The organism is Paenibacillus sp. SZ31 (assembly GCF_012912005.1).
In the GTDB taxonomy this organism is placed as follows: domain Bacteria; phylum Bacillota; class Bacilli; order Paenibacillales; family Paenibacillaceae; genus Paenibacillus.
Genome location: NZ_JABBEA010000014.1, coordinates 1 through 25,451, shown reverse-complemented (window position 1 = coordinate 25,451; position 25,451 = coordinate 1). Strand labels below are relative to the sequence as shown.

Below are 25,451 nucleotides of genomic sequence, written 5' to 3'. Positions count from 1 at the left end.
AAAGACTCCATGGATTTAAAGCTTCAATGCCATCGAAGGAGAAAGAGAAATTTGAATGGTTTTATCAAATGGCGTCATGAAATTGACCAGCACAACCTTGCACTTATCTGGCAGTTTCGCCTCCCGCACCGATGCTGCCAGATGCCCCAGTTCGCCCCCGGTGATCTCCAGCCAGTCATCTCCGCAGGTATAGCGCATTGTACCGCCTTTCCACAAGTAGTGGCCTTCACTCGTTTCAATCGCGTCCTCGCAGGTTAGCTCACCTTCGCTTCCGAATACAAAGGACAGCTGCATCATAATGTCTTCCGGTTCCTGCCCTGACAGATGCATGGTCCATCCGTTTTCCGTTGGTCGCACTTCTGCCCCTACACGGAAGGTCTGCTCATGAGTGAGCTGACGGCTCTGATGAGGTAACAAGTACCATGGACTGATAGCCGATGCGGCCGATTCCGGCAGTAGATTCGCAGGAACTGGGCTGTAATAGCCTTTTTTCTGCTCACCAGTCAGTTGATATCCCTCCGAAAGCCTCGTCATTTGATGCATAGGTATATACCCTGGATTAAAGTAAGAGGCCAGTTGTACCGCCAGCAGACGCACCTTGCCATGACGAAGAGCGAAGAAGGAAGGAACCTCTGTCATCACCGTCACGCTAGTAGCACCATCCCGAATTCGGGCTACGGGAGCACCAAAGTCCGTATGCATCCGACTGTGTGAGATACGTCCGTGATGCCCTACTGCGTCCATCTGCTCCAGATATTCGTCGCGTACAAAATGCTCATTCAGCATGACCTCATACTGTTCCGGTAATGCATCACGTGCCTCAATCGCCTGCTGAAGCTCAGGCTCAAGCATCAAACGAATGAGCGTATTCACTGAGCATACTCCCGGATCTGTTAATGTATCTCCCGCCCAGGCTGCCATGCCTGCAAAGAGTGGATCACCGTCGAGCCGGGCCAAAATGGCATAAGGCAGATAATAAGGTGACAGATCATGAACACTGCCCAGATCCTGTCGACCTGAATAATCCGTAACAATTTCACCGGTAGGATGCACAAGGTACACCATCATGCGGAGATTAAGCCTCACCGGTTCCAGCAGTTCAGGACGATTGAGCAGACGCGCGGCATGAATTAACATGATGTCGCTAACTGCGCTATATATCCCATTGCTCCGTTCTGTCCACTCCCCATCGGGTGTGATATCCATCCCTTCATCCATCCACTGCTCTGCGCGCTGCACAGCTTCCTCCAGATCAAATAGCTCATGCAAGAAACCGAGCGCCGCGCATAGCACCCAGCGATGATTAGGCGTATGACAGCCTCCCGTAAGCATAGTTGGGATTGTACGTTCCAGAAACAGCCTCATATTGTTCAGTACAGGTTGCAGTGGCTCCCATTCCTGCTGCTGAAGAAGCTGATACAACTGTGAATACCCTACTACAACAAATGCGGTATCGGGAGGGGAATGGTAATTGGTCCAGCCAGGCGATATTGAACCATCTTCATGCTGGAAGCGAAGTACATATTCCGTAGCTAACAGCAGTCGATTTAACAACGCCTCATCCCGGTAATAGATAGAATCGGGATGAGAGATCGCAGCTCCCCAGTAACACATATCCGTGGGCGTTCCAGTCGTGTGGTTTACCCAGGCAACACCTGTGAAGGGATCGATTGTTCCTCCATAGTAACGGCTTTCCGGGTCAAGCATCTGCCGGGATATGCCTCTTTCTACCGCTCTGTCATTACTGTCTACCAGTTGTTTGTACATGTGCAGTCCCCTCCATACCAATGCATTCTCCCGATGTGCGAAGTATGTTGCTTCAGCCCCTTGAGTTTAGACTGGCAGCTTACTCATACCGCCCTTAGGTGAGTTCATTTTTTCTCGTCAGTATATACCATATACCGACAAAAGTCGCTAGAAAAACAGTTCTTGTTTCACCACATTTTTGTGTGGTCTTCATCACCAGGGAAACAGCCATTCAACGCACGCTTTGAACACGCAAACTGTTCCTAATGTCACGACTCCATTCTGCTACTCTGCCACTCCAAGCTTCTTCATAAGCAAGTCATGACTCTCGTGGATCTCTTCTGGCTTACAGGCAGACTTCAACTCATACACCTTCACCTGTGCCCGGCGTATCATCGGCAGGTAGGCGTCATAGAAATTCATGTCCTTACTGTGTACATAAGGGCACCAATGATCAGAGAGACCCAGTGTCTCATGGATATGAACACCCACGATATCATCCATCAGCCCCTGCATTTCTCCCACACTATCATAGAGACCCATTCGGTCCATCATGATGGCATGACCCGTATCGTACCAGATACCAACCGGGGCTCCTTTGAGGGCCATGATGATGGTCTTGGCCTCGGCAAGGGTAGGAATCTGTTGTGGTCTGGATCTCGTCTCGATTCCAAAACGAACATTCAGACCTTTAGCTGCCGCTTGATTACACACCTCATCCAGACTGGCGATAATTTTCTCTACATAGCCAGAACTGAGTGCCTCTCGCCGCTCCATCAGTTCCGCCCATTTGCTGCGATACTTCGGTGAATCCGGACCTTCCTCGTTATAGAGCTTTCCAAGATCTTTGCTGATATCCTGAGGAAAAGGTACCTCTCCGGGGTGTACAACAACAGCTTCTCCACCATAACGCTGGGCATATTCAGCCGACTCTACCAGCAACTCGATCGCCCGCTTACGTTTCACTTCATCGTCGAAGCCGAGCAAGATGGAATCCGTACCATAATCGGGATCAGGGTCATGTGGAAACGTGTTATGAACACTGGAGACGCCGATGTCTCCGCGTTCAATCATGGGCTCAATCGTCTTGAGCATTTCCTTCGTGACATTATAGTTGAGCTCCACTCGGCGAAAGCCGAGATCCGCAATCTCCCGTATCATGTCTTCCCCGACATCATGTTTTCGGATATTCCAACACGTCGAAAATGAATATATCCCTTTATCTTTTTGCTGCATCTGATTTCCTTCTCCTTCCCAACAGCTAGAGCTTGCCCAGCAGTTTTATATCAACCTTTTACCGCGCCAAGCATGGCACCGCTGACAAAATACTTTTGCAGCCACGGATAGACAAGCAGAATGGGGACCGTTGCGAATACAACTGTAGCTGCTTTGAGACTTTCCGGAGTTAGTGGTGTGCGGTTAGCACCTTCCATCAATGTAAGTTCGCTTACCATGTTGTTTTGAACCATTTGGAAGAGCTTCAGTTGTAGTGGATACAACTTCGGATCATTAATATACAACAGTGAATCCTGGAATCCATTCCAGCGGCCAACCGCATAGAAAAGCGCTAATGTCGCAATTACAGGCATGGATAATGGAAGTATGATTTTGAATAGTGTGTGCACATGTGAGCTGCCGTCAATTTCTGCTGATTCTTCCAGACTTTCAGGAATGCCTCTGAAGAAGGAAATCAGGATAATCAGGTTAAATGGACTCACCAGTCCCGGTAAGATCAGTGCCCAGACTGAGTTAAGCATATTGAGATCACGAATGAGCAAGTATTCTGGAATCATCCCGCCACTGAAGAACATCGTAATGATGATGACATACATGAAGAGCTTGCGCCCTTTCATTTTTTTCTTGGTTAGCGGATATGCAGCAGCAAGTGTGAATAACATGCACAACACTGTGGTTGCCACTGTCAGAACAGTCGTAAAGCCCAGTGAGTAGAGCATGGATTGATCAGAGAATACCTGGATATACGCATCCCAGTTAAATTCTTTAGGAAATATGGTCACTTCTCCCGAAGTAATCGCGCGGTTAGAGCTTAGAGATATCGCAATGGTATGCAAAAATGGAGCCAGACAGAATATAACAAACAAACTGATAAAGGAGATATTAACGATATCAAAAATCCGATTTGAGGTGCGTTCACTCATATGCGCACAACTCCTTTACTGATGGTCTATACATACAAGCCGATTGGCGTATCTTTCATGCTTTGACAACTTATAAAATGCCTTCGCCGGTTGCTTTCTTCGAAATATAGTTAGAACCGAGTACAAAGATTAGTCCCACAACGGCCTGGAATAGTCCTACGACAGTTGCAAGTGTGTATTGTCCTGATTCAAGGCCGACCCTGTAAACAAAGGTACTAAGTACATCTGAATATTCACGTACGGCTGTGTTACCGATAATATAAGGCCGATCAAAACCGATGCTGACCATATGTCCGAGATTAAGAATGAGCAAGGTCACAATAGTTGGTTTAATACTTGGCAATGTAATATGCCAGATTCTCTTCAGCCTTGAAGCTCCATCAATCTCGGCAGCCTCAAACAATTCCTTGTTCACACCGGTTAATGCCGCCAAATAAAGAATGGTTCCCCATCCTGCACTCTGCCAGACACCTGTGAACAGGTATGTCACAAGCCATGGATTTTTCTCTGTCAAAAATGGTATTGAATTTAAGCCCATACTCTCCAACACACCGTTAACCATACCGGATTGATTACCGAACAATTGGTATACAATTCCCCCGATGATAACCCAGGAGATAAAGTGAGGAATGTACAGAATCGTTTGCGATATTTTTTTGAACCATTTGAATCGAACTTCATAGAGCATGATGGCCAATATAATTGGAGCAGGGAACGAAACAAGCAGGTCGAGGAAATTTAGCATGAAGGTGTTTCGCAATGTGGTGTAGAAGTCCCGCATTCCAAATACCTCGCGAAAAGCATCGAAACCGATCCACTCACTGCCGTTGATTCCCTGAAACAGGTTAAAGTCCTTAAAGGCAATCTGTACACCGTACATTGGTCCGTAACGAAAGATCAAAAAGTAGATGAGTGGCAGGGAGATCAGTGCGTACAATTGCCAATACCTTTTCAAGTATGTGATGGTCAAGTCGGTTTCCTCCTATCAACAAAGAAACGGCTGTGCCGCTTAAGTCCGGCGGCACACGTTCCTTCAAAGTTATGCGATTAAACGAACATCTGTCTTCAAATCATGAGGTGTGAAATGTAACGTTTATTTACTTTGTAGCAAGTTACTGAAGTGCTTCTTCAAGCTCTTTCTTCAGTTCTGTACCACCCAATGACATGAAATCAGCTATTTCCTTTTCATATACCGCATCGAATTCAGCCGGCTTAGCCATGGCTGTTTTTACGATAAGCACTTTTAACTTATCATTTAGCGCTGTACCATATTTAGATTCTGCTTCGATTGGTTTGCTGAAGATAACCGGGCCGATCGTATCCGTATTAGCGATATCAATAGACTGTCTCATCAGCTCATGGTTACGTTCTGGGAAGCCTGCAATCCATGCGGCTTCATTGGCTGCCTGATCTCCAACTACTTTACCGTTGGCAATAATGGCCATATCACCACCGTTGTAGAGACGATCTTTGACATCCTGTGGTGCATCATCTTTAACAACTGGAACACCATCAACCATATCGTAATTTTCACCTTCGACACCGGTGTTCATCTCCAGCAAGTTCGTTCCAGAAGCCATCCAGTCTAGGTATTTCACTGCTTCAATCGAACGTTTGCTGCTTTTTGGAATCATGATGTACATACCGTTGCTACCATAACGTGATTTGATGTGTTTGTTGTCCACATTCAGGTTGGTGTAAGCGTCAACTGCTACAACTTTGCTATCCGGTACATTTTTGTACAAATTATCAAGCATACCATCTGCATATAGAATCTGACCTACGTCCTCAGACATGTAGCCAATATTACCGTTCTGGAAGTCTTTGACCAATTGCGTTTTTTCTTCATCAAGACTGAAGTCTTTGCTGATCAGACCTTCATTGTAAAGCTTGTTAAGGAACTGCATCGCATCTTTGAAGCCATCATGCAATGGTAGCTCGTATCGCTGACTGTACGTAAGCCCATCTTGTACGGGTTTAATAAAGGAGTAAATCAATGTTTCGTACTGCGCTGGAGCAAGTGCCATACCCATTGGGATGTTTTTGCTGCCAAGATTGCCCGGATCTTTCTCTTTGAATGCTTTCAGTGTTGCGTAAAGCTCATCCGTTGTTGTTGGAGCATTCATGCCGACTTTATCTAGCCAATCCTGGCGGATATATGAGTTGTAACGAGCCGTAATGGCACGTTTACCCGGAATAGCGAATTGCTGACCTTCAAGCTGACCAAATTTCAACAAGTCTTCACCCAGATATTCTTTTAGATTAGGTGCATGTTCATTAATAAGCTCACCTACGTCAGTAAGTCCCCCCTGCTGGGCATAGCGGTAGAACACACTTGAGTCATATACAAATACAATGTCCGGAACGTCGCTAGCGCTGGCCATTAACACGTTGAGCTTGGTTGTTTCTTCTGAACGTTGAACAGGTACGAATTGCACATCAATGTTATTCGGATCGCCGAATTTCTCTTGAACAAATTTAGTTAAGTAGTTGTTCGTGATCGTATGTGGAGAAGGACTGTTACCACGATCGAAAACCTCCACTTTCAAAGTAACACGCTCACCATTAGTTGTTGCCCCGCCTTCTGCTGATTCTTTTTCTGATGCAGACGAGCACCCCGCAAGTAAGGACACTCCCATTACTATCGTAAGTGCCAGACCCATCCATTTCTTCTTACTCCCCTTAGTTGCTTTTCCAATCATTTTGTCATCCCCTTTTACTTTGCGTGAATGTTTAAGGCTTGCTCCGAGTATTCCACATCTTTCCGAACTCTAGCAATAAACCAATTTCGGAAGCGCTTACAAAAGGAATTTAGTTTATGTGTTAAGCCCATTTTCGCAGACTGATTATTTTCCCAAAGTTGCACTGCCCTAGGCTGTGATGGCTCTCAACGCCTCACGAATTGGAACTGCCTGTCCCAATTCGGATAAACCATTTTCACACACTGCCTATTTTCGTAAACGGGGAAAAACAGGAATACCAGCTTGCTATCCTGCGAAAACAGTTGCCTCGATCTCAGGCAGCAGAGAACTGTTCAACGAAAACAGGGCGAACCTCTGCAAGCCTGCTCTCCTGGTGGAAAGTAACTGCATGAAATTCACCCTGTTCTATCCTGATGTACAGATCTCAGAATATGATCACTTTTGCGTTACTCTTCGGGTTCTCGATGTTCACGTTTCAAACGACGATAATCTCCTGGTGTAATGCCCGTTACCCGTTTAAATACACGTCCCAACGTAATTCCATTTGCATACCCAACCTTCAGGGCAATATCCTGCAAAGAGTAATCAGTATTGAGCAGAAGCTGCTCTGTCTCCTTCATTCGAAGCTCTGTAACAAAATCAACAAACTTCATGTTGAATTCTGTCTTGAACAAATAACTCGCATGTTTGCCCGTAATCTGGAATCGGTCGCTCAGATGTTGCAATGAAAGATCGGGATTCGCAAACTGTTCTTCAATATAATTTTTCATTTCGTTGACCATTGCTTTGTAACTCTTGGTTTCCGTTACCGCCACATATGTTCTAAACAAGTCTGTCAGACCATCGAACAAAAGATTTTTCACATCCGTAAGCGTCTCTGCCTCTTCCACAGCACTCAACCATCTGTTGATGTTTTCTTCGGACAGCTCTTCCTGAAGCCCTTCCGACATCATAGCCACTTCTCGGCTGAGCATCTGTAACATGGCTTGAATCAGAGAACGAATCTCGTCATCTGGCAGTTTGTTCTTTTCAAATGCTGTAAAGATCTCCTCCAGCTGTTCCCGCCACTGTCCACTCGACATCCGGAACCGCTTCACAAAGTCCGCAATCATCTGTAGATAAGTATAGGTATCCAGCAAAGGATGCTGTGGTTCGCCGCAGTCGGCTTGGCCGACATCTCCATTCATCAATAGTTTGCGATGCATTACCCCTTCTGCGGCCGCATAGGAGTCTCGTATTGTACCGATTCCCTGAGCGATAGGTCCAATAGCAAAACTTAAGGAAATACGTAGATTTTGTTCTACCCAGGATTTGCATTCCTCAGCTAAAATACGAATCTGCCCAGACATGTCCAAGTTGTTATCACTCTGTTCTTTGAACACAAAAAGGATCGCAATTCGATCTACACTAATCCATTCCGTCCAGCATTGTACTCCCGTATTACGTGACAGCTCTTGCAAAACGTTCATCAAGGCAAATTTCAGCGTATTTTGTTCACCTCTCGTGTACCTCTCCTGAAAACCCTTCTCATAACGGTTAATCTCTCCAACAACAACGACAAAGCGCGACGAGTCATGCACGTCATTCAGTGGAGAAAGCTCTTTTAATTGCTCTGCAGCATTTTCGATATGTTCCCCATGCAACAGGGCATTGAACAACTTGCTGCGTTGCATGAGTACATTTTCCCTGCTTTTCTTGTCATAATCCATCATATGATTAATCAGATTCTCAAGCACACCATCAATCATCTTCATCTCATCCGTGCGAGCACCCGTGTGTTCAAACGCCCGAATCTGATGTGACTCAATCCGGTTCATGATGATCTGAATGGGTTTATAGTTACGGCGAGTAATGTACACGATATAAACAATCGCACAGATGACAGTCACAATCGCAATGATTACCCATACATAAGACACGACAGATACCCAGCCAAATAAGTTGCCGGCTTTAATTCCACTGGATATTGTCCAGCCCAGTCTTTCTAGCGGTAGCGTATTCAGTTCCTGACCGTCTATCGAGCCTTCTTGGTCCGAGTGTGCATTGTACACAACCTTACCATCCCGATCCGTAATTGTCAGGAACGAGAGCTGACCATTAACCATACTGTCTACGCTCTGTTCAATGCTGCTCATCTTGATATTAATGACCAATGTACCCTGAGAGCCAAAAGGCAAAGGCATATCCTTGTTCACGGTTAATACACGAATCGGGGTACGCTGAACAGAGTCCGCATCGAATTCCCGGACCGGCTGCCAGCCCGAACTGATAGACCCGGTAACCATCTTATCGATCCATGCCTTATCCGAGAAACTTTCCACTTCTCTGGAACCACTTACGGTCAGTACATGTTTATTTCGCTTGTCATACAGATAGATGGATTGAATCCATGAGGACGAATTGGTTAGCTCACGTAAACTCTGCGCAATCGCATATACCGTGTCTGAGCTGGTCTGGTTTGTGTTATTAAAATAGAGTTTGTAGGCCTGCTGACTCTGTGCCGTTTCAAGGATAGATAGTTCAATATCTCTGATTGTACGATCCACCGTGTCTAACATATAACTTGAGGAGATCCGGTCTGCTTTTTTCGTTTCCTCCTTGGAGATGTCATTAATGAAGACAAACGCGATGAAAATGAGTATGGTCACCGTAAGAAAAAAAATCGGGAAATACGAGAACAGTAACCGGTAGTACCAATTACGAGACAATAGACCCCACTCCTCACTCCACGATGCCAATGTTCTCAGCCGTGGTTCTACTGTTCAGCATCCATCTCACCTCAGGGCTGAATACTATATGATAACGCTATCATAACTGATTTTATGTTATTATAGCACAAGCCTCTGAACAGCAAAGCAAGAATTGAATTCACAGAGTCAAAAGCAAAAAAACCGTGCTGAGCAGATAACAACTCAGACACGGATCAGTTAATCTGGTAAAACCGTTAAATCCTCGATGCTCTAAATGCCGGAATCCTTAAACAATGTGGCCATGGAGCCACCATCCACAATAATACGTACGGCGCGGGCCAGCATTGGCGCAACGGGTAATACTTTGAAGCATTCAGGATGGTCATCTGGCAGTGCGATCGAGTCCGTAACCACCACCTCTTCAATAGACGGGTGATTCAATTTACTCACTGCCCCATCCGAGAACAATCCGTGTGTTGCACATACATATACATTTTTGGACCCACGTTCCTTCAATCCTTCCACGACATTCAGAATCGTTGTTCCGGTGTCGATCAGATCCTCAATAATAATGGGTGTCCGGCCCTCTACATCACCAATGACATGGGTAATCACTGATTCATTATGGCTTGGACGTTTCTTGATCATAATGGCAAATGGAGAATCCAGACGATTCGCCAGCTTCTCTGCCATCGATGCTCGTCCCGCATCCGGGGAGACCACGACAGGGTTCTCAATGCCTTTGCTTAACAGATAGTCACTAATCAGATCCAGCGATGTCATATGGTCAACCGGAATGTTGAAGAATCCCTGTATGGCCGCTGCATGCAGATCGATCGTTACGACCCGATTGGCGCCAGCTGTCGTTAATACATCTGCTACCATCTTGGCCGAGATCGGCTCCCGAGGAGCGGATTTACGCTCTTGACGAGCATAGCCGTAATACGGAACAATGATGTTCACAGTGCGCGCTGAAGCCCTCTTGGCGGCATCAATCATCACAAGCAACTCAACAAACAGCTCATTGATCGGATGAGACAACGACTGTACCAGAAACACATCACAATTACGGATCGTTTCTTCATAATGAACGTAAATTTCTCCGCTCTTGAACCGGGACAGCTTGATCTTGCCCAGTTGTACTCCCAGCTTGTCACATACCTGTTCTGCCAGCTTAGGGTTCGATGAACCGGAAAAAATACGTAACGAATGCTGCATAATGCCCTCCCGAGGGTTGAAATCCCTATATAATCCCTTATCTAAAAGTGAGTGTTCAAAAAGACCGGTTTTCAGTACCGAGAAGATGGAATAAAGCTAGAAATGGAGTAGCGGAGCGTAGGCAAAACTACGTGAGCAACTACAATGTTTCCAGAGGAAACATACTTCGTAAGCATCCACCCATTTCGGCTGAATTCCAGCTTCGATGCTGATGATGCCATTAGGCATCCTACGTAATCAAAAGCGGACTTTTTGAACTACCTTTAAAAGGTTATTTCCTACCCTCATTATACTCCACTGGCTTATACATTTAAAGGAATGAAAGAACGATGACGGCCTTCAAAAACAGCGACTTCTGTACAGCCCAACTCACGTAAAAGTGCTTCAGCTTCGGGCAAATAATCGCCCAGTTTCATTGGGTCATGTGCATCAGAACCCATGGTTAACGGAATACCCAAGCGAATAGCTTCTGTCAGCATTCTGCGACTCGGGAACATCTCGGCACAAGGCTTGGACAATCCGGAAGCATTCAGCTCCATGGCGCAGCCACTTTTGGCAATAGCCTGCAGAGCTGCGTTCTCCAATGTAATACGTTCTTCTGTCTGCTCCGCTGAAGGAACAAATCCAAACCGTTTAATAACATCTGCATGTCCCATAATATCGTACATGCCCGTTGCTGCTGCCTTGCTTACGGCATCATAGTACTGACGATATACTTCAAGGACGTCTTTGCCCTCCCAGTGATGGGTCTGGCGGAAGTCTGTAATATCCCATTCCCCAAGGAAATGAACGGAGCCAATCACATAATCCCATGGATAACGCTCAATGATTGCACGGATCTCTGTTTCCCAGCCTTCAATATAGTCACCTTCCAGACCAACACGTACGTCAATCTGTCCACGGTAACGTTCTTTCAGGGAGAAACACTCCTCCACGTAACGCGGCAGTTCATCCATAGGCATAGCCATTTCCGGATAATATTGAGCCGGATCGACATGCAACAAGGGCATGTGATCGGACAATCCAATCTGGGATAGTCCGATCTCCACACCACGCTGCACATACTCTTCCAGTTTGCCAACGGCATGTCCACACCGCTCATGGTGTGTATGATAGTCTATACGCACGTAACTCGCCTCCTAATCGCGGCGAGGCCGTTCATGACGGCGGCTCAGCTCTGACATAATGTCGTCCAGCGGCAACTTGCGCTCTTGTAACAGGACGAGCAGGTGATACATTAGGTCACTGACTTCCAGACGAAGCTCGTCATTATCTTTATTTTTGGCGGCAATAATCGTCTCGGACGCTTCTTCACCGATTTTTTTCAGTATTTTATCTACACCTTTATCGAACAAATACGTTGTATATGCACCCTCAGGGCGCTCACGTTCACGTTCTGCAATAACGGATTCAAGCTCAGCCAATACCTCGAAGCGGCTTTCGGAACTTGAATTTGCAGCAACGGCATCCGCTCCATCTGAAGTCTCGTCTCCTGATTTCTCTGGCAAACCAATAATTTCATTATGGAAACAAGTTACCGCACCTGTATGGCAAGCAGGACCATTTGGTTTGACCTCAACCAATAAGGTATCGCCGTCACAATCATATTTCAGGGAAGTAATCGTCTGCACGTTGCCGGATGTTGCCCCTTTATGCCACAACTCCTGACGAGAACGTGACCAGAACCAGGTCTCACCGGATTCCAGCGACAACTTCAGGGATTCACGATTCATATAAGCCATCATTAAAACTTCACGAGTATTCACATCCTGCACAATGGCAGGAACCAAACCATCACTCCAACGAATGTGTTCCACAACCTGCTCCAAGGACAGCTGTTCCTTGATTTCATCGCTCACTTTAGTCACGGATCTCCACCCCTTGTTCTCTCAAATGTTGTTTTAGCGCCGGTACGGCGATTTCTTTGTAATGGAAAATTGTTGCGGCCAGACCTGCATCCGCTTTGCCTGTGGTGAATACATCATAGAAATGAGATTCCTTGCCCGCACCGCCCGATGCGATGACCGGAATACGCACAGATTCGGATACCGCTGCCGTCAGCTTCAGATCGAAGCCGTCTTTCGTTCCGTCTGCATCCATACTTGTCAGCAGAATTTCTCCCGCGCCCAAGCTCTCTGCCTGTTTAACCCATTCCAATGCCTTGATCCCAGAGGGTTTTCGTCCACCATGCGTGTAGACCTCCCACTCGCCCCAAGCTTCATTATACTTGGCATCGATCGCTACGACGATACACTGCGAGCCAAAGCGACGTGCACCATCTGCAATCAACTGCGGATTAAGTACCGCGGCTGTATTCACTGCGATTTTATCCGCTCCTGCACGGAGAATACGCTTCATGTCCTCCACCTTGGAGATGCCACCACCTACCGTAAAGGGAATAGCGATCTCGCCTGCTGTCTGCCGCACGACTTCTTCCATCGTTTCGCGACCTTCCACTGAAGCGGAGATATCGAGAAAGACCAATTCGTCCGCGCCCTCGCGGTCATATAGCGCCGCCAGCTCTACCGGATCACCCGCATCGCGGAGATTAACGAAGTTGACGCCTTTGACGACCCGGCCGTCCTTCACGTCCAGACAGGGGATGATTCTTTTTGCCAGCATGCTACCTCTTCCTCTCTACCCGAATATCCTTTACTTGTTTACCGCACGTACTGCTTCAGACAGATCGATACTCCCAGTATACAGCGCTTTACCCACGATCGCTCCACCAACACCATCATCCGCATGACGACTCAGACGAAGCAGATCATCCATCACACTCACACCACCAGAGGCAATAACCGTCCGTCCGCTCGCCTTGGCAAGAGATACAATCGCTTCTACGTTAGGACCCTGCATCATGCCATCACGGGATATATCCGTAAAGATAAACGTTTCTGCGCCATATGCCGCCAGTTCCTTCGCGAGCACCTCTGCCTGTACTTCCGATGTTTCAAGCCATCCGCGAGTTGCTACGTAACCATTTCGAGCGTCGATACCAATGGCCACTTTGTCGCCGTAACGTCCCAGTACTTCCTCTGTAAAAGCACGATCTTCAATCGCTGCTGTTCCAATGATGAGCCGGCTAACACCCAGACCCAGCAAACGCTCTACATCCGCTACCGTACGAAGTCCGCCACCAACCTGAACGGGTACGTTTACCGCCGAGGCAATCCGTCCGATCAGCTCATCGTTAACAGGATGTCCTGCTTTGGCACCATCCAGATCCACCAGATGGACGTATGTACCGCCTTGCTTCTCCCAGGATAAAGCCACTTGAACCGGGTCATCGTTATACACGGTCTCCTGATTATAATCTCCCTGCACCAGTCTTACACATTTGCCGTCCCGGATATCAATCGCCGGATATAGGATAAAAGATGACATACAAGGCCTCCTGAATATTGATTAGATTTGTACGCTTTCTGTAGTTAAAAAGAGATGATGTTTTACCTTTGTACAACCGATCCTGTCAGAGCCAGAAAGTTGCCGAGTAGCTTCATACCAAGCTCGCCGCTTTTTTCCGGGTGGAATTGCATACCGAAGTTCGATCCTCTGCCTACAATGGCTGTAACCGGACGTCCGTAATCCGTCACTGCCAGCAGATCGTCCCTGTTTTCAGTAAGCGCATGATAAGAATGGACAAAATAGACATGACCTGCCTCAAGACCCGTAAATAGCGGGTTTTCGGCTTGCAGGAATTCCAAACGGTTCCAACCCATGTGAGGAACCTTCAGTTCTCCTGGTGCGAATCGCACCACTTTACCTGGCAAAATATCCAGTCCCTCATTCTCTCCATGCTCTTCACTTGAGCTGAACAACAATTGCATGCCCAGACAGATACCGAGCAGTGGTTTGGACCCGGCAGCAGCTTCCTTCACCACCGTATCCAATCCACTCTCCCGCAGATGAACCATCGCATCACCAAAAGCACCTACGCCTGGCAAAATGACACCATCTGCGCCCAAAATCTCTTCCCGGTCACCCGTGACCAGCGCTTCGTAGCCAAGACGTTCGACCGCTTTGCCGACGCTGTGCAGGTTCCCCATACCGTAATCGACAATTGCAATCGCCATCGTCTACAGCACTCCCTTCGTGGAAGGCACACCCGTTACACGTGGATCAATCATCGTTGCTTCATCCAGTGCACGTCCTAACGCCTTAAAGATCGCTTCAATCATGTGGTGCGTGTTCTGGCCATAATGAACAATGACATGCAACGTAATCCGAGCTTCCAGTGCCAATTTCCACAGGAATTCATGTACCAGCTCTGTGGAGAAGCTGCCAACCTGTTGGGAAGGGTATTCTGCACGGTATTCAAAGTGAGGTCGATTACTCACATCAATAATGACCTGAGCTAGCGCCTCGTCCATCGGCACAAAAACACTGGCGTAACGCTTAATACCGCGTTTGTCACCCAACGCTTCTCTCAACGTCTGTCCAAGACAGATTCCGATGTCTTCAACCGTGTGATGATCGTCGATATCAATATCTCCGCGGGCCTGCACGTTCAGGTCGAATTGTCCGTGCTTTGTGAACAGATCCAGCATATGATTCAGGAAAGGTACATCCGTTTCAATCGTGGATTGTCCTGTTCCATCTACATTAAAGGCCAATTGGATATTGGTCTCGTTTGTTTTGCGGTCAACCTCTGCTTGGCGCACTGCACCTTTGTTTTCAAGTTCAACACCATTATTTTGCTTATCCATTGTCCGATTCCGCCTTTCCTTCCTGTTCTAACCGTACAGCGATTGCACGGGCATGTCCCTCAAGACCCTCATGGCGGGCCAACTCTATAATAGCCGCTCCGTTCTGCAGCAGCGCTTCTTTACTATAATAGATCAGACTCGACTTCTTGATAAAATCATCCACGTCCACCGGTGAACTAAATCGCGCTGTGCCATTGGTCGGAATAATATGATTCGGTCCGGCAAAGTAATCCCCTACCGGCTCCGAGCTGTATGGGCCGAGGAAGATCGCACCAGCATTCTCGATCCGGCCAGCGTAAGCCATCGGCTCCTGCACCATGATCTCCAGATGCTCCGGTGCGAGCCGGTTCACCACGTCGATCCCTTCATCGATGGAATCGACCACAATAATCGCGCCATACTGCTCCACGGAAGCAGCAGCGATATCACGCCGCGGCAGCACTTCAAGCTGCCGCTGCACTTCGCCCTGCACGGCTTCCGCCAGCGTGGTCGAATTCGTGACGAGAATGGCCGATGCCATCTCGTCATGTTCCGCCTGCGACAACAGGTCGGCGGCGACGTACACTGGATTCGCCGTATCATCGGCGAGCACCACAATCTCACTCGGCCCGGCGATACTGTCGATATCGACCGCACCGTACACCTCGCGCTTCGCGAGCGCCACGTAAATATTGCCCGGTCCACAGATCTTGTCGACCGGTGCAATACTCTCCGTGCCGTAAGCCAGGGCGGCGATAGCTTGAGCGCCGCCAACCCGGTACATCTCGCTCACGCCTGCTTCCGCAGCAGCAACGAGGATGTACGGGTTAATACCTTCGCCACCATTCGTAGACGGCGGCGTCACGAGAACAATCTCCGGCACGCCTGCCACTTGTGCCGGAATCACATTCATCAGCACAGACGATGGATACGCTGCTTTGCCGCCAGGTACATAGACGCCGACCCGCTTCAGCGGTCGGATGACCTGGCCCAGCAGGCTGCCGTCCGGCTGCCAATCCATCCACGAGTTGCGTTTCTGTTTCTCGTGAAACGCACGAATGTTGGCGGCGGCTTGCCGAATCGCCGTCACAAAGGATGGCTCCACGGCTGCATAAGCCGCCTGCAGCTCTTCCTGCGGCACGCGCAATTCCGCGGCCGTCAGCTTCGTGCGGTCCAGCTGCTCCGTGTAACGCAGCAGTGCCGTATCACCCTCACGGCGAATGTCGCTGACAATACGCCGTACCGTTTCATTTTGCTCCGGCGTGCCATACTCCACTTCCCGCTTCAGATCAAACTCCCGTGCAGGTACAATTTTCATACGTACAACCTCCTCATCCTCTGTAATGCCTGCCTAATTATGGCCGATTCGTTTCTTTGTTGTGTCTCTTACTCTTGCTCTTACTCTTATTCTTGCTTCTGCTTTGCATGTTTCTCATCTATGTTTCCAACGCATTAGTTTATCCCCGAAGGCTTCCCGCCGAAATCTCATTCGATGCCGGAATGACCTGCTGAAGTGCATCACACAAAGCCTGAATTCGTGCATTTTTCATCCGATAACTTACCCGATTCGCGATAAGACGGCTCGTGATATCCAGAATGCCCGTCATCTCCACAAGTCCGTTCTCTCGCAGCGTCTGACCTGTCTCCACCAGATCGACGATCCGATCTGCCAGACCAATCAGGGGTGCCAGCTCAATGGAACCATTCAGCTTGATCACCTCGACCTGCTGTCCCTGCTCCCGGAAATACTGTGAAGCAATCCTCGGATACTTCGTTGCGACACGTTGCTGGATGCCGGGCTTCCAGTCCGGAAGTCCGATTACAGACATACGGCACTGGGCGATTCCCAGATTCAACAGTTCGTACACGTCCCGATCTTCCTCCAGCAGCACGTCTTTACCGACAATTCCGATATCAGCAACACCGTACTCCACATACGTTGGAACATCTACTGGCTTCGCCATAATGAATTCCATTCCCGCTTCCGGTACTTCAATGACCAATCTGCGTGTATCGTCCACGTCTTCTGGAATATCCAGCCCCGCTTCACGGAACAGTTTGGAGGCTTTTTTATAGATTCGGCCCTTCGGCATGGCCACCTTCAGAATATCCGACATCTCAGCGTCCTCCTTCTTCAGATCCGTAAGTAATAACCTGCTCCGCTTGAACGGTTGTTGCTCCATTTGATACAGCATTTGCCTCAGCTCCGGCTTCAGAAAGGAGGAGCGTGACTACATTTTGTCCCATACTACGTAATCTTGCCGCTTCTGTTAGTGCCTCGGCCCGACTTTTCGGGCTATATTGGATAAGTATTGGTTTTTTCTCTTCAATGATGATGCCGTGAACGCCATCAATAATCCGGTTGGTTTTCAGTGCAAATCCTGTAGCTGGCAACGAGCGCCCAAACTGTTGTAACAGATTATCATACCGTCCGCCGCTACATACCGGTGAGCCCAGTTCTGCTGCATACCCTTCAAACGTCATGCCCGTATAATAGGAGAAATCACCGATCATCGTCAGATCAATCAGCACATGTTCGGATACACCGTAAGCTTCCAACACTTCGAATACTGCACATAGATGTGCAATCGACTGGGCTGCTTCAGCACTTGAACTTAGCTCTGCCGCATGTGTGCATACTTCCTTACCTCCGCGCAAACGCAGGATCGCTTCAAGCTGTTCTTTCAGCTTCGGCTCCAGATTTAATGCTTCAATCGACTGGCGATACCCGACATAATCACGTCCAAGCAACCCTTCCTTCAATTGCTCCTGCTCAGCGGTCTGGCCTGGAATCACTTCCTCCAGTAAACCGTTAAGGAATCCCATGTGGCCCATGGCTATTTTAAAAGAAGACACGCCCGCTGCCTGCAAAGAGGCAATCGCAAGCGCAACAACTTCTGCATCCGCCTCAGGTGAGTCGTCCCCTACTAGCTCCACGCCAGTTTGGAAGAATTCAGCCTCACGTCCGGCTTCCTCTTCAATGGAACGAAATACGTTCGCATGGTAGGACAGACGCAGCGGTAACTGCTCATCTTTGAGCATGGATGAAACGACGCGTGCAATCGGAGCCGTTAGATCCGATCTCAGCACCAGCGTGGTTCCCCGACTGTTCAGTAATTTAAACAATTTGCGATCAGATGTAGAGCTTGCTACACCTACCGTGTCGTAGTATTCAATTGTTGGTGTGATGATCTGACGGTAACCCCAGCGTTCCATACATTCCAGTACATTCCGCTCAATCGTACGCAGCTTGGATACTACATGTGGTGTATAGTCGCGAAATCCGGTCGGTTTTTCAAAGCCTTTTGGTTTGGACATTGGTATTATTCACCCCGAGTCAGTAATTTAAGAGTGTTGCTCGTTCTATTTCAACAGGATTTATGTAGTGTAAATCCCCATTCTATCTTGTAACCCTGAATCACCGTTTTGCTTCAAAAGCCTTAAACTATTGGTTTAGTTCAACCTTTATCACGTTAAATTATCTTGAAATACTTTCGCATGGTAAAGTGCTAACAAACTAAAGGATATGGGATATGATAACATGAAATCCTCACCACAGTCAACAATACCGAAGCTTGATCACCCTTGGATGGACATAATGTTTTATACACACACCGCTACCTTCACCAATCGGTATTTATATACGAAAAAAGCTGCCATCAGCAGCTTTTTACTTCAATCCATCTTCATTAATTCCTCTTCATTCATCACTTTATTGATTTAATGCACACTCCCCTGAGAAGAATCATCCGTGTAAAAGACAGTCTCTTCCGTGGAAGCTGCCGAACGGGATAAATCACGCAGTGGATTGCCTCCAACAAAAGCTCCTGGAGCAACATCCTTATGTACGACTGCTCCCGCAGCCACAACGGCTCCATCCCCGATCGTTACCCCGGGCAGAATCGTTGTATTCGCACCAATCAGTACATTTTCCCCGATAATCACCTCACCGAGCCTGTACTCCTTAATGAGATACTCATGAGCGAGAATCGTTGTGTTGTAACCGATAACCGAGTTTTCACCGACCGATATTTTCTCCGGAAAAAACACATCCACCATCACCATCAGGCCGAAGGCCGTATGTTTTCCCACCTTCATACCGAGCATCCGACGGTAAATCCAGTTCTTCACCGAGAGAATCGGACAGTAGCGTGACAACTGAATCCAGATAAAATTACGAACGCCCTTCCATGGACTCACTGTCTTGTAGATATGCCAAAGTGCATTCTGGTCCTCTACCGGATAGCGGGTTACTTTTCTCATGAACGTCCCGTTTCAATGCGGATGAGTTTCAACAAGTCTCTCATGTCGTGCAACATGTGATCCGGGCCATATCCATTCAGGATCGTTTCTCCTTTAAGAGACCATGCAACTCCCGCTGAGAGAGCGCCCGCATTCTGTGCCGATTGGATATCCACCGGACTGTCACCCACCATTAACGTTTTGGCAGGATCTGACCCCAGTTCCGTCATGGCTTTCAGTACAGGTTCAGCGTGCGGCTTCGGATTCGTTACGTCGGTCACTGTTACAATCGTCTTCATATACTTCAGTAGGTCAAAACGCTCCAACACTTTTAATGTAGATGGACGAATTTTGGTTGTGACCACACCCATCACAATGCCAGCCTGATGCAGCGCCTCTACTACCTCAATAACATGTGGAAAGGGTCTAACCATCGCTTCATGATGGATATCATTATAGGCACGGTAACCTTTCACGTACTCGGAGACTTCCTCCTGGCCAGAGAAAGTCCGCATTTGCTGCTCCAGTGTGCCACCCATATGCGGAATAATCTGTTCCCGTGTCCATGGAGCTGAATGTTCCCATCCCCCCATGACGTGCTGGAATGAGCTGATAATCAGCTCATTGGTATCAATAATCGTTCCATCCAGATCGAACAATACCGTGTCAATCATGTTGCATTACTCCTTTTTGTCATCAACTTGCTTGGATTCATCTTTGGCTGGAGGGGTTACCTTGTTCTCTTTGCCAGCAACCGTTCCCGTATGCTCCATATCATCTGCAGGAACCTTGGACGATACAATCGGATCACTGTAACGAACATCCGCTTTGCCTGTCACTCTTCTCACCACAATGAATACAACAGCTACAATAATGATGCCAATAGCGAGCAGTTGCGAGATTCGTACGTTACCGTAAGCAGGATCCAGATATCCTTGTTCAAAGCCCATTGCAGTCATTGGAGACCACAGCCCGTTCACTAACGAAGCAACCCACTGCGGAGCCTGGAAGCCCAGACTGTCTGTACGTAAAGCTTCAATGAAGAAGCGGCCTATAGAGTACCAGATGAAATAAGACATGAACAGTTCACCTGAACGCAGAAACTTCTGACGACGCAGAACCAACAGCAAGACCAGACCAACGAGACTCCACATCGATTCATACAAAAATGCAGGATGGTGGAATACGCCATCCACGTTCATTTGATTCACAATAAAGTCCGGCAGATGAAGCTTGTCTCTCAAAAATGCTTCTTCCACAGGACCGCCGTAGGCTTCCTGATTCACAAAGTTTCCCCAGCGTCCGATCAACTGTCCAACGAGCAGCCCAGGCGCACAGATATCGGCCATACGCCAGAAGTTATATCCTTTACGACGGAAGAAAATAACTGCACAGATAATAGCACCAATAAGTGCACCATAGATGGCGATACCGCCATTCCATATTTTAAAGACATCCCAGAAATTATCTTTATAATCTTCCCATTTAAATGCTACGTAGTAGATGCGGGCACCGATGATAGCAGAAGGCACACCCAGCAGGACCATGTCCATAAACACTTCCTGTGGAATATTGTAGCGTTTGCCCTCCCGGATCACGAGCAGTAATCCTATAAGTGCCGCAGCACCAAGAATAAGCCCGTACCAGTGAACCTTTAACGCTCCAATAGAGAACGCAATCGGGTTCAACAGTAATAATGTATCCATTCATTCACACTCCTATAAATTCGCTCAATCGTACGCATGACGAATGGTTGGCATACACTGCGCCTTAAGAGAAGCAGTACATGTCAACCATCTGTCTTCTTTTCCTTGTATAAAACGTTCCTTAATCCATGTCTTCCATATCTTCCGAAATGGTTGCTGTCAGCTTGTTTGTGAATTGCAGTGCAGCATTCAGACCCATTTGTTTCAGACGATAGTTCATGCCAGCCACTTCAATAATAACCGCCAAGTTCCGTCCCGGACGAACAGGGATCGTAACCAGAGGCACATCGGTATCAATGATACGTGTAGTCTCTTCATCCAGACCCAGACGATCATATTGTTTATCTTGCTGCCAAGCTTCCAGACGTACAACCAAGGTAATCCGCTTGTTATTCCGAACCGCACCGGCTCCGAACAATGTCATAACGTTGATAATGCCGACACCTCGAATTTCGAGTAAATGGCGGATCAATTCAGGTGCTGTACCGTGCAGCTGAAAATCTGACGTTTGACGGATCTCTACCGCATCATCGGCAATCAGTCGGTGTCCACGTTTCACCAGTTCAAGGGCTGTTTCACTCTTACCAATTCCGCTACTACCCGTGATCAGCATACCTACGCCATAGACGTCACAAAGTACACCATGGATGGTTGCTGTTGGTGCCAGTTTCTTCTCCAGGAATCCCGTAATTCGGCTGGATAGAATCGTTGTCGCCATGTTGCTGCGAAGTACCGCCAGATTCTGTTCTTCACTGATATCAATCAGCTCTTGTGGAACTTCCAGTCCACGCGTTACAACGATACAAGGCGTCTCTTCCGTGCATAGACGTTGCATGCGATCGCGCCGCTCTTGCTCGGGTAACATTGCAAAAAAGGCTAACTCCGTTCTTCCAAGCAGCTGTACCCGTTCTTGTGGATGGTATTCAAAATAACCGGCCATTTCCAGACCAGGACGGTTCAGATCATCTACCGTAATGACTCTTTTCAGTCCGTGAGATCCAGAAACAACCTCTAACTGAAACTGCTGCACCAATTCGGATACTTTCACTTTTTTCGCCATTTGTCTCTTCCTTTCAGCATTCGCTGTGCCTCTATGTACATCAGATCGTGTATCAGTTCTTTCCATTATTAGCGCATTCACAACATTGGGTACAAATGCATGCCCTTCCAACAGCCCATTCTCTTAATGATAAGAAGACAGACCTTCAAATAATCTTAAATGAATTCCGGGCTGAATGCAATCGCGGCCTCCCACAACCATTAGTAAAAAAAACCTCTCATCGAACACTATCGACGATGCTACATTCGTGTTTTAGCGGTTGCTTTTATTACAGTTATCAAATCCTTTAGCCCGGCTGAAAACTTATAAATTATAATCTTAAAAAAAGCCCCTTCCAGCAATAACGGAAGGGGCTCTCATTACAATGTATAATTGCGTTAACTGTCAGGTTCCATCGTCACCGAGGAATCTCAGTTATATTAGTCTTGAAGAAGTACGTTCACTTCAGTCTCTTTGTCAAAGATATGAACCTTGTTCATGTCAATGGCCATTTTAACTGTGGAACCATCACGAGTGTTAGAACGTCCGTCTACACGTGCGATCGTTGTATCGTTACCAACACCGCTCAAGTAGAGGAGCATTTCGTGACCCAGGTTCTCTGTAACATCTACGTGTGTAGAGAATACGGAGTTCGGGGATGCTTCCAGGAATACTGGCTCTTCATGAATATCTTCTGGACGAACACCCAGAATCACTTCTTTGCCAATGTATCCTCTAGATTTCAACACTTGTGCTTTACCTTGCGGGATTTCAACGTCCACGCCTGGAGCTACGAAGTGCAAGTTAGCACCTTGCTCAGCCAGTTTACCCGAGATAAAGTTCATTGTCGGGGAACCGATGAAACCAGCTACGAACAGGTTAGCAGGCAAGTTATACAACTCTTCCGGAGAAGCTGCTTGTTGGATGATACCATCCTTCATAACAACGATCCGATCACCCATCGTCATAGCTTCGATCTGGTCATGCGTTACGTAGATAACAGTTGTTTCCAAACGTTTCGCAAGTTTAGTGATCTCTGCACGCATTTGACCACGCAGTTTGGCATCCAAGTTGGAGAGAGGCTCATCCATCAAGAACACTTGTGGATCACGGACAATCGCACGTCCCAAAGCGACACGCTGACGTTGACCACCGGACAATGCCTTAGGTTTACGCTCAAGCAAATGCTCGATATCCAGGATTTTAGCTGCTTCACGTACACGTTTGTCGATCTCATCCTTTTTAACCTTACGCAATTTCAAACCAAACGCCATGTTTTGATATACGCTCATATGCGGATACAAGGCATAGGATTGGAATACCATCGCGATATCGCGGTCTTTAGGTGCAACATCATTAACGACACGGTCACCGATATAGAGTTTACCTTCAGAAATTTCCTCAAGGCCTGCGATCATACGCAGTGTTGTTGATTTACCACAACCGGACGGGCCTACCAATACCAGAAATTCTTTATCTTTAATGTCCAGGTTAATATCAACTACAGTTGCTTTATCAGAACCCGGGTATTTTTTGAAAATATGCTCTAAACGTACTCCAGCCATGATTGTTGCCTCCTCAGAGATCATTTTGTAATCGAATACAATTTGTATTTTTATAATACCCTATCTGCATGAGATCTGACTATTCGCAAACTGCACAAAAATATCAATGCTTTTTCGTCACTTTGTACATAAGCAGTAAAAACTGCACTAGAACAGCACTTTCGAAGTGCCTTACATCGTAACCAATCTCTTGTTTTATTTTGTCCAGACGGTACACCAGTGTATTTCGATGAATGAAAAGTCGTTTGGCTGTCTCGCTAACATTACAATCCAGGCTAAAAAAGGTCTCCAGCGTAGCAAGCGTCTCACTATCGTTGAAGATTAACGTGTCTTTGCCTGTTTCCTGTATAAAGCGTATAAGTTGTTCATCTGGAATGCTCGCTACCAACCGTTCCAGATGCAGATCCCATGGAAGATGAATGTGCTGCGTAACATGGAATGCTCTGCCCAAGTGAACACTTTCTTTAAGAAGAGCAGTGACCGATACTAGTTGTTGTGCGGGAATGCATGGTAATGATGCAGAGAGATGGAACACACCTGCCCACTCACTGGCAACCAATTCATACAACCCCAGACAAAAAGCGTTCAATGAATCTTTTTTGGCTTCCGTTGTATCTTCCTCGGCTTCTTCTGTAACAATCTCTTTATCACCCATAAAAATCCACTCTTGCTCCCCTAAAGGAATCAATACAATCTCCTCGCCAAAGTAACTCTCAAGCAACTTGTTCAGTTCTTTGGATCGTAAACGATGTGCATCAGGGGTATCCCCTTGTAGCAAGAACAGAATTTTCTCAGCATTCAATCCTGCAGCCACAACAAAGCGATCAGGAACACTTTCAGATTCCTGCTTGATTGGTTGTTCGATCTGCTCTTTAAGCCAGAGACCCAATTCAGTCAGATATTGCTCTCTATCATTCTCATATACAACAGGCTGTATCTCATCAGGTAGTCCCATGTTAGTACGGATCAAAAGCTCAATCAATCGACGTGTTTCCACGGTAATAGATCTAGCAGCGCATCCCCAACATACGACGGTCTCTTCTTTCTCATTCATCCGAACTTTAAAAAATATACGCTCTCCCGTATTCAAACTGATCACATCGGATAATGTACTTCGGGATATAGATTGATTAGGTATCCCCTGAATCTCACCTTCGTCACCACTGGTCTCTGAATTCCCATGAAGACCAACCAAATTTGCCACGGATTGCGTCCATTCTTGTATTGTGATTTCATATTCGTCCAAAGTTGTGCCTATAATGACTTCAATTTGCTGTTTTAGATCAGGTATGAGCTTCATATAATGAACGTCACCACTCTGCATGTTTTCTATTAGTTTATCATATCTTGCCCAGCATTAATAAATATCCATATTCCTTTAAAATTACATAACAAAAAAGAGTGACTAATCAAATTAATGATTAATCACTCTTTTCTTAAAGATGAGTCATGAAGGGCTCGAACCTTCGACACCCTGATTAAAAGTCAGGTGCTCTACCAACTGAGCTAATGACTCATAAAACTGGTGGAGGATGATGGATTCGAACCACCGAACCCGTACGGGAGCAGATTTACAGTCTGATGCGTTTGGCCGCTTCGCTAATCCTCCAAGGATTAAAGGTGGCTCGGGACGGAATCGAACCGCCGACACGAGGATTTTCAGTCCTCTGCTCTACCGACTGAGCTACCGAGCCAT

At 47.1% G+C, this 25,451-nt stretch carries 22 protein-coding genes and 3 tRNA genes; all 25 read right to left on the bottom strand.

Features of this window, described 5'->3' with window-relative positions:
- Positions 1-15: 15 nt before the first annotated feature.
- Entirely contained in the window at positions 16-1,767 is a 1,752-nt protein-coding gene (locus HF638_RS22215) for a hypothetical protein (protein ID WP_169482104.1), read from the bottom strand.
- 264 nt (positions 1,768-2,031) lie between these two features.
- Entirely contained in the window at positions 2,032-2,982 is a 951-nt protein-coding gene (locus tag HF638_RS22210; RefSeq protein WP_169482103.1) for a sugar phosphate isomerase/epimerase family protein, read from the bottom strand.
- 50 nt (positions 2,983-3,032) lie between these two features.
- Entirely contained in the window at positions 3,033-3,905 is an 873-nt protein-coding gene (locus HF638_RS22205; RefSeq protein ID WP_169482102.1) for a carbohydrate ABC transporter permease, read from the bottom strand.
- A gap of 70 nt (positions 3,906-3,975) precedes the next feature.
- Positions 3,976-4,875: an ABC transporter permease gene (locus HF638_RS22200; protein ID WP_062837760.1), complete on the bottom strand. Its 900-nt coding sequence runs from the start codon at positions 4,873-4,875 to the stop codon at positions 3,976-3,978.
- A gap of 142 nt (positions 4,876-5,017) precedes the next feature.
- Positions 5,018-6,607: an extracellular solute-binding protein gene (locus HF638_RS22195; RefSeq protein ID WP_169482101.1), complete on the bottom strand. Its 1,590-nt coding sequence runs from the start codon at positions 6,605-6,607 to the stop codon at positions 5,018-5,020.
- Positions 6,608-7,053: 446 nt separating this feature from the next.
- Positions 7,054-9,315, bottom strand: a complete 2,262-nt coding sequence (locus HF638_RS22190) for a helix-turn-helix domain-containing protein (RefSeq protein ID WP_169482100.1) — start codon at positions 9,313-9,315, stop codon at positions 7,054-7,056.
- Between the two features lie 252 nt (positions 9,316-9,567).
- A complete protein-coding gene (locus HF638_RS22185; RefSeq protein WP_036616184.1) occupies positions 9,568-10,515 on the bottom strand; it encodes a ribose-phosphate diphosphokinase in 948 nt (315 codons plus the stop codon).
- A gap of 302 nt (positions 10,516-10,817) precedes the next feature.
- Complete coding sequence (hisJ, locus tag HF638_RS22180) at positions 10,818-11,642, bottom strand: histidinol-phosphatase HisJ (protein ID WP_169482099.1); 825 nt, start codon at positions 11,640-11,642, stop codon at positions 10,818-10,820.
- A 12-nt stretch (positions 11,643-11,654) separates the two neighbouring features.
- The gene (gene hisIE, locus HF638_RS22175; RefSeq protein ID WP_445255363.1) at positions 11,655-12,383 is read right to left on the bottom strand and encodes a bifunctional phosphoribosyl-AMP cyclohydrolase/phosphoribosyl-ATP diphosphatase HisIE; all 729 of its coding nucleotides are present in this window, start codon (positions 12,381-12,383) and stop codon (positions 11,655-11,657) included.
- On the bottom strand, positions 12,376-13,137 hold the full coding sequence (hisF, locus tag HF638_RS22170) for an imidazole glycerol phosphate synthase subunit HisF (protein WP_017691268.1): 762 nt from the start codon (positions 13,135-13,137) through the stop codon (positions 12,376-12,378). Before hisF ends, hisIE begins: the two co-directional genes overlap by 8 nt.
- 30 nt (positions 13,138-13,167) lie before the next feature.
- Positions 13,168-13,902 carry a 1-(5-phosphoribosyl)-5-[(5-phosphoribosylamino)methylideneamino]imidazole-4-carboxamide isomerase gene (gene hisA / locus HF638_RS22165; RefSeq protein ID WP_047841450.1) on the bottom strand — a complete coding sequence of 245 codons (735 nt, stop codon included), beginning with the start codon at positions 13,900-13,902 and terminating at the stop codon, positions 13,168-13,170.
- 62 nt (positions 13,903-13,964) lie between these two features.
- Complete coding sequence (hisH, locus tag HF638_RS22160) at positions 13,965-14,591, bottom strand: imidazole glycerol phosphate synthase subunit HisH (protein ID WP_169482098.1); 627 nt, start codon at positions 14,589-14,591, stop codon at positions 13,965-13,967.
- Between the two features lie 3 nt (positions 14,592-14,594).
- Complete coding sequence (gene hisB, locus HF638_RS22155) at positions 14,595-15,224, bottom strand: imidazoleglycerol-phosphate dehydratase HisB (protein WP_036674766.1); 630 nt, start codon at positions 15,222-15,224, stop codon at positions 14,595-14,597.
- Positions 15,217-16,521 (bottom strand): histidinol dehydrogenase, encoded by a 1,305-nt coding sequence (gene hisD, locus HF638_RS22150; RefSeq protein WP_169482097.1) that lies wholly within the window; start codon positions 16,519-16,521, stop codon positions 15,217-15,219. Before hisD ends, hisB begins: the two co-directional genes overlap by 8 nt.
- Before the next feature lie 139 nt (positions 16,522-16,660).
- Positions 16,661-17,320 carry an ATP phosphoribosyltransferase gene (gene hisG, locus HF638_RS22145; RefSeq protein ID WP_091012003.1) on the bottom strand — a complete coding sequence of 220 codons (660 nt, stop codon included), beginning with the start codon at positions 17,318-17,320 and terminating at the stop codon, positions 16,661-16,663.
- Position 17,321: 1 nt separating this feature from the next.
- Positions 17,322-18,521 carry an ATP phosphoribosyltransferase regulatory subunit gene (locus HF638_RS22140; RefSeq protein ID WP_169482096.1) on the bottom strand — a complete coding sequence of 400 codons (1,200 nt, stop codon included), beginning with the start codon at positions 18,519-18,521 and terminating at the stop codon, positions 17,322-17,324.
- 402 nt (positions 18,522-18,923) lie between these two features.
- Positions 18,924-19,466: an acyltransferase gene (locus tag HF638_RS22135; protein ID WP_169482095.1), complete on the bottom strand. Its 543-nt coding sequence runs from the start codon at positions 19,464-19,466 to the stop codon at positions 18,924-18,926.
- Positions 19,463-20,119 (bottom strand): pyrophosphatase PpaX, encoded by a 657-nt coding sequence (gene ppaX, locus HF638_RS22130; protein WP_169482094.1) that lies wholly within the window; start codon positions 20,117-20,119, stop codon positions 19,463-19,465. Before ppaX ends, HF638_RS22135 begins: the two co-directional genes overlap by 4 nt.
- A gap of 6 nt (positions 20,120-20,125) precedes the next feature.
- Positions 20,126-21,151, bottom strand: a complete 1,026-nt coding sequence (lgt, locus tag HF638_RS22125; RefSeq protein WP_169482093.1) for a prolipoprotein diacylglyceryl transferase — start codon at positions 21,149-21,151, stop codon at positions 20,126-20,128.
- Positions 21,152-21,272: 121 nt separating this feature from the next.
- The gene (gene hprK, locus HF638_RS22120) at positions 21,273-22,211 is read right to left on the bottom strand and encodes an HPr(Ser) kinase/phosphatase (protein WP_017691278.1); all 939 of its coding nucleotides are present in this window, start codon (positions 22,209-22,211) and stop codon (positions 21,273-21,275) included.
- Between the two features lie 419 nt (positions 22,212-22,630).
- Positions 22,631-23,755 carry an ABC transporter ATP-binding protein gene (locus tag HF638_RS22115; RefSeq protein WP_062837775.1) on the bottom strand — a complete coding sequence of 375 codons (1,125 nt, stop codon included), beginning with the start codon at positions 23,753-23,755 and terminating at the stop codon, positions 22,631-22,633.
- Between the two features lie 103 nt (positions 23,756-23,858).
- On the bottom strand, positions 23,859-25,055 hold the full coding sequence (locus HF638_RS22110) for a PucR family transcriptional regulator (RefSeq protein ID WP_169482092.1): 1,197 nt from the start codon (positions 25,053-25,055) through the stop codon (positions 23,859-23,861).
- A gap of 143 nt (positions 25,056-25,198) precedes the next feature.
- A tRNA-Lys gene (locus tag HF638_RS22105) sits at positions 25,199-25,271 on the bottom strand.
- A gap of 7 nt (positions 25,272-25,278) precedes the next feature.
- Positions 25,279-25,364: transfer RNA gene (locus tag HF638_RS22100), tRNA-Tyr, on the bottom strand.
- A gap of 12 nt (positions 25,365-25,376) precedes the next feature.
- A tRNA-Phe gene (locus HF638_RS22095) sits at positions 25,377-25,449 on the bottom strand.
- Between the last annotated feature and the right edge of the window lie 2 nt (positions 25,450-25,451).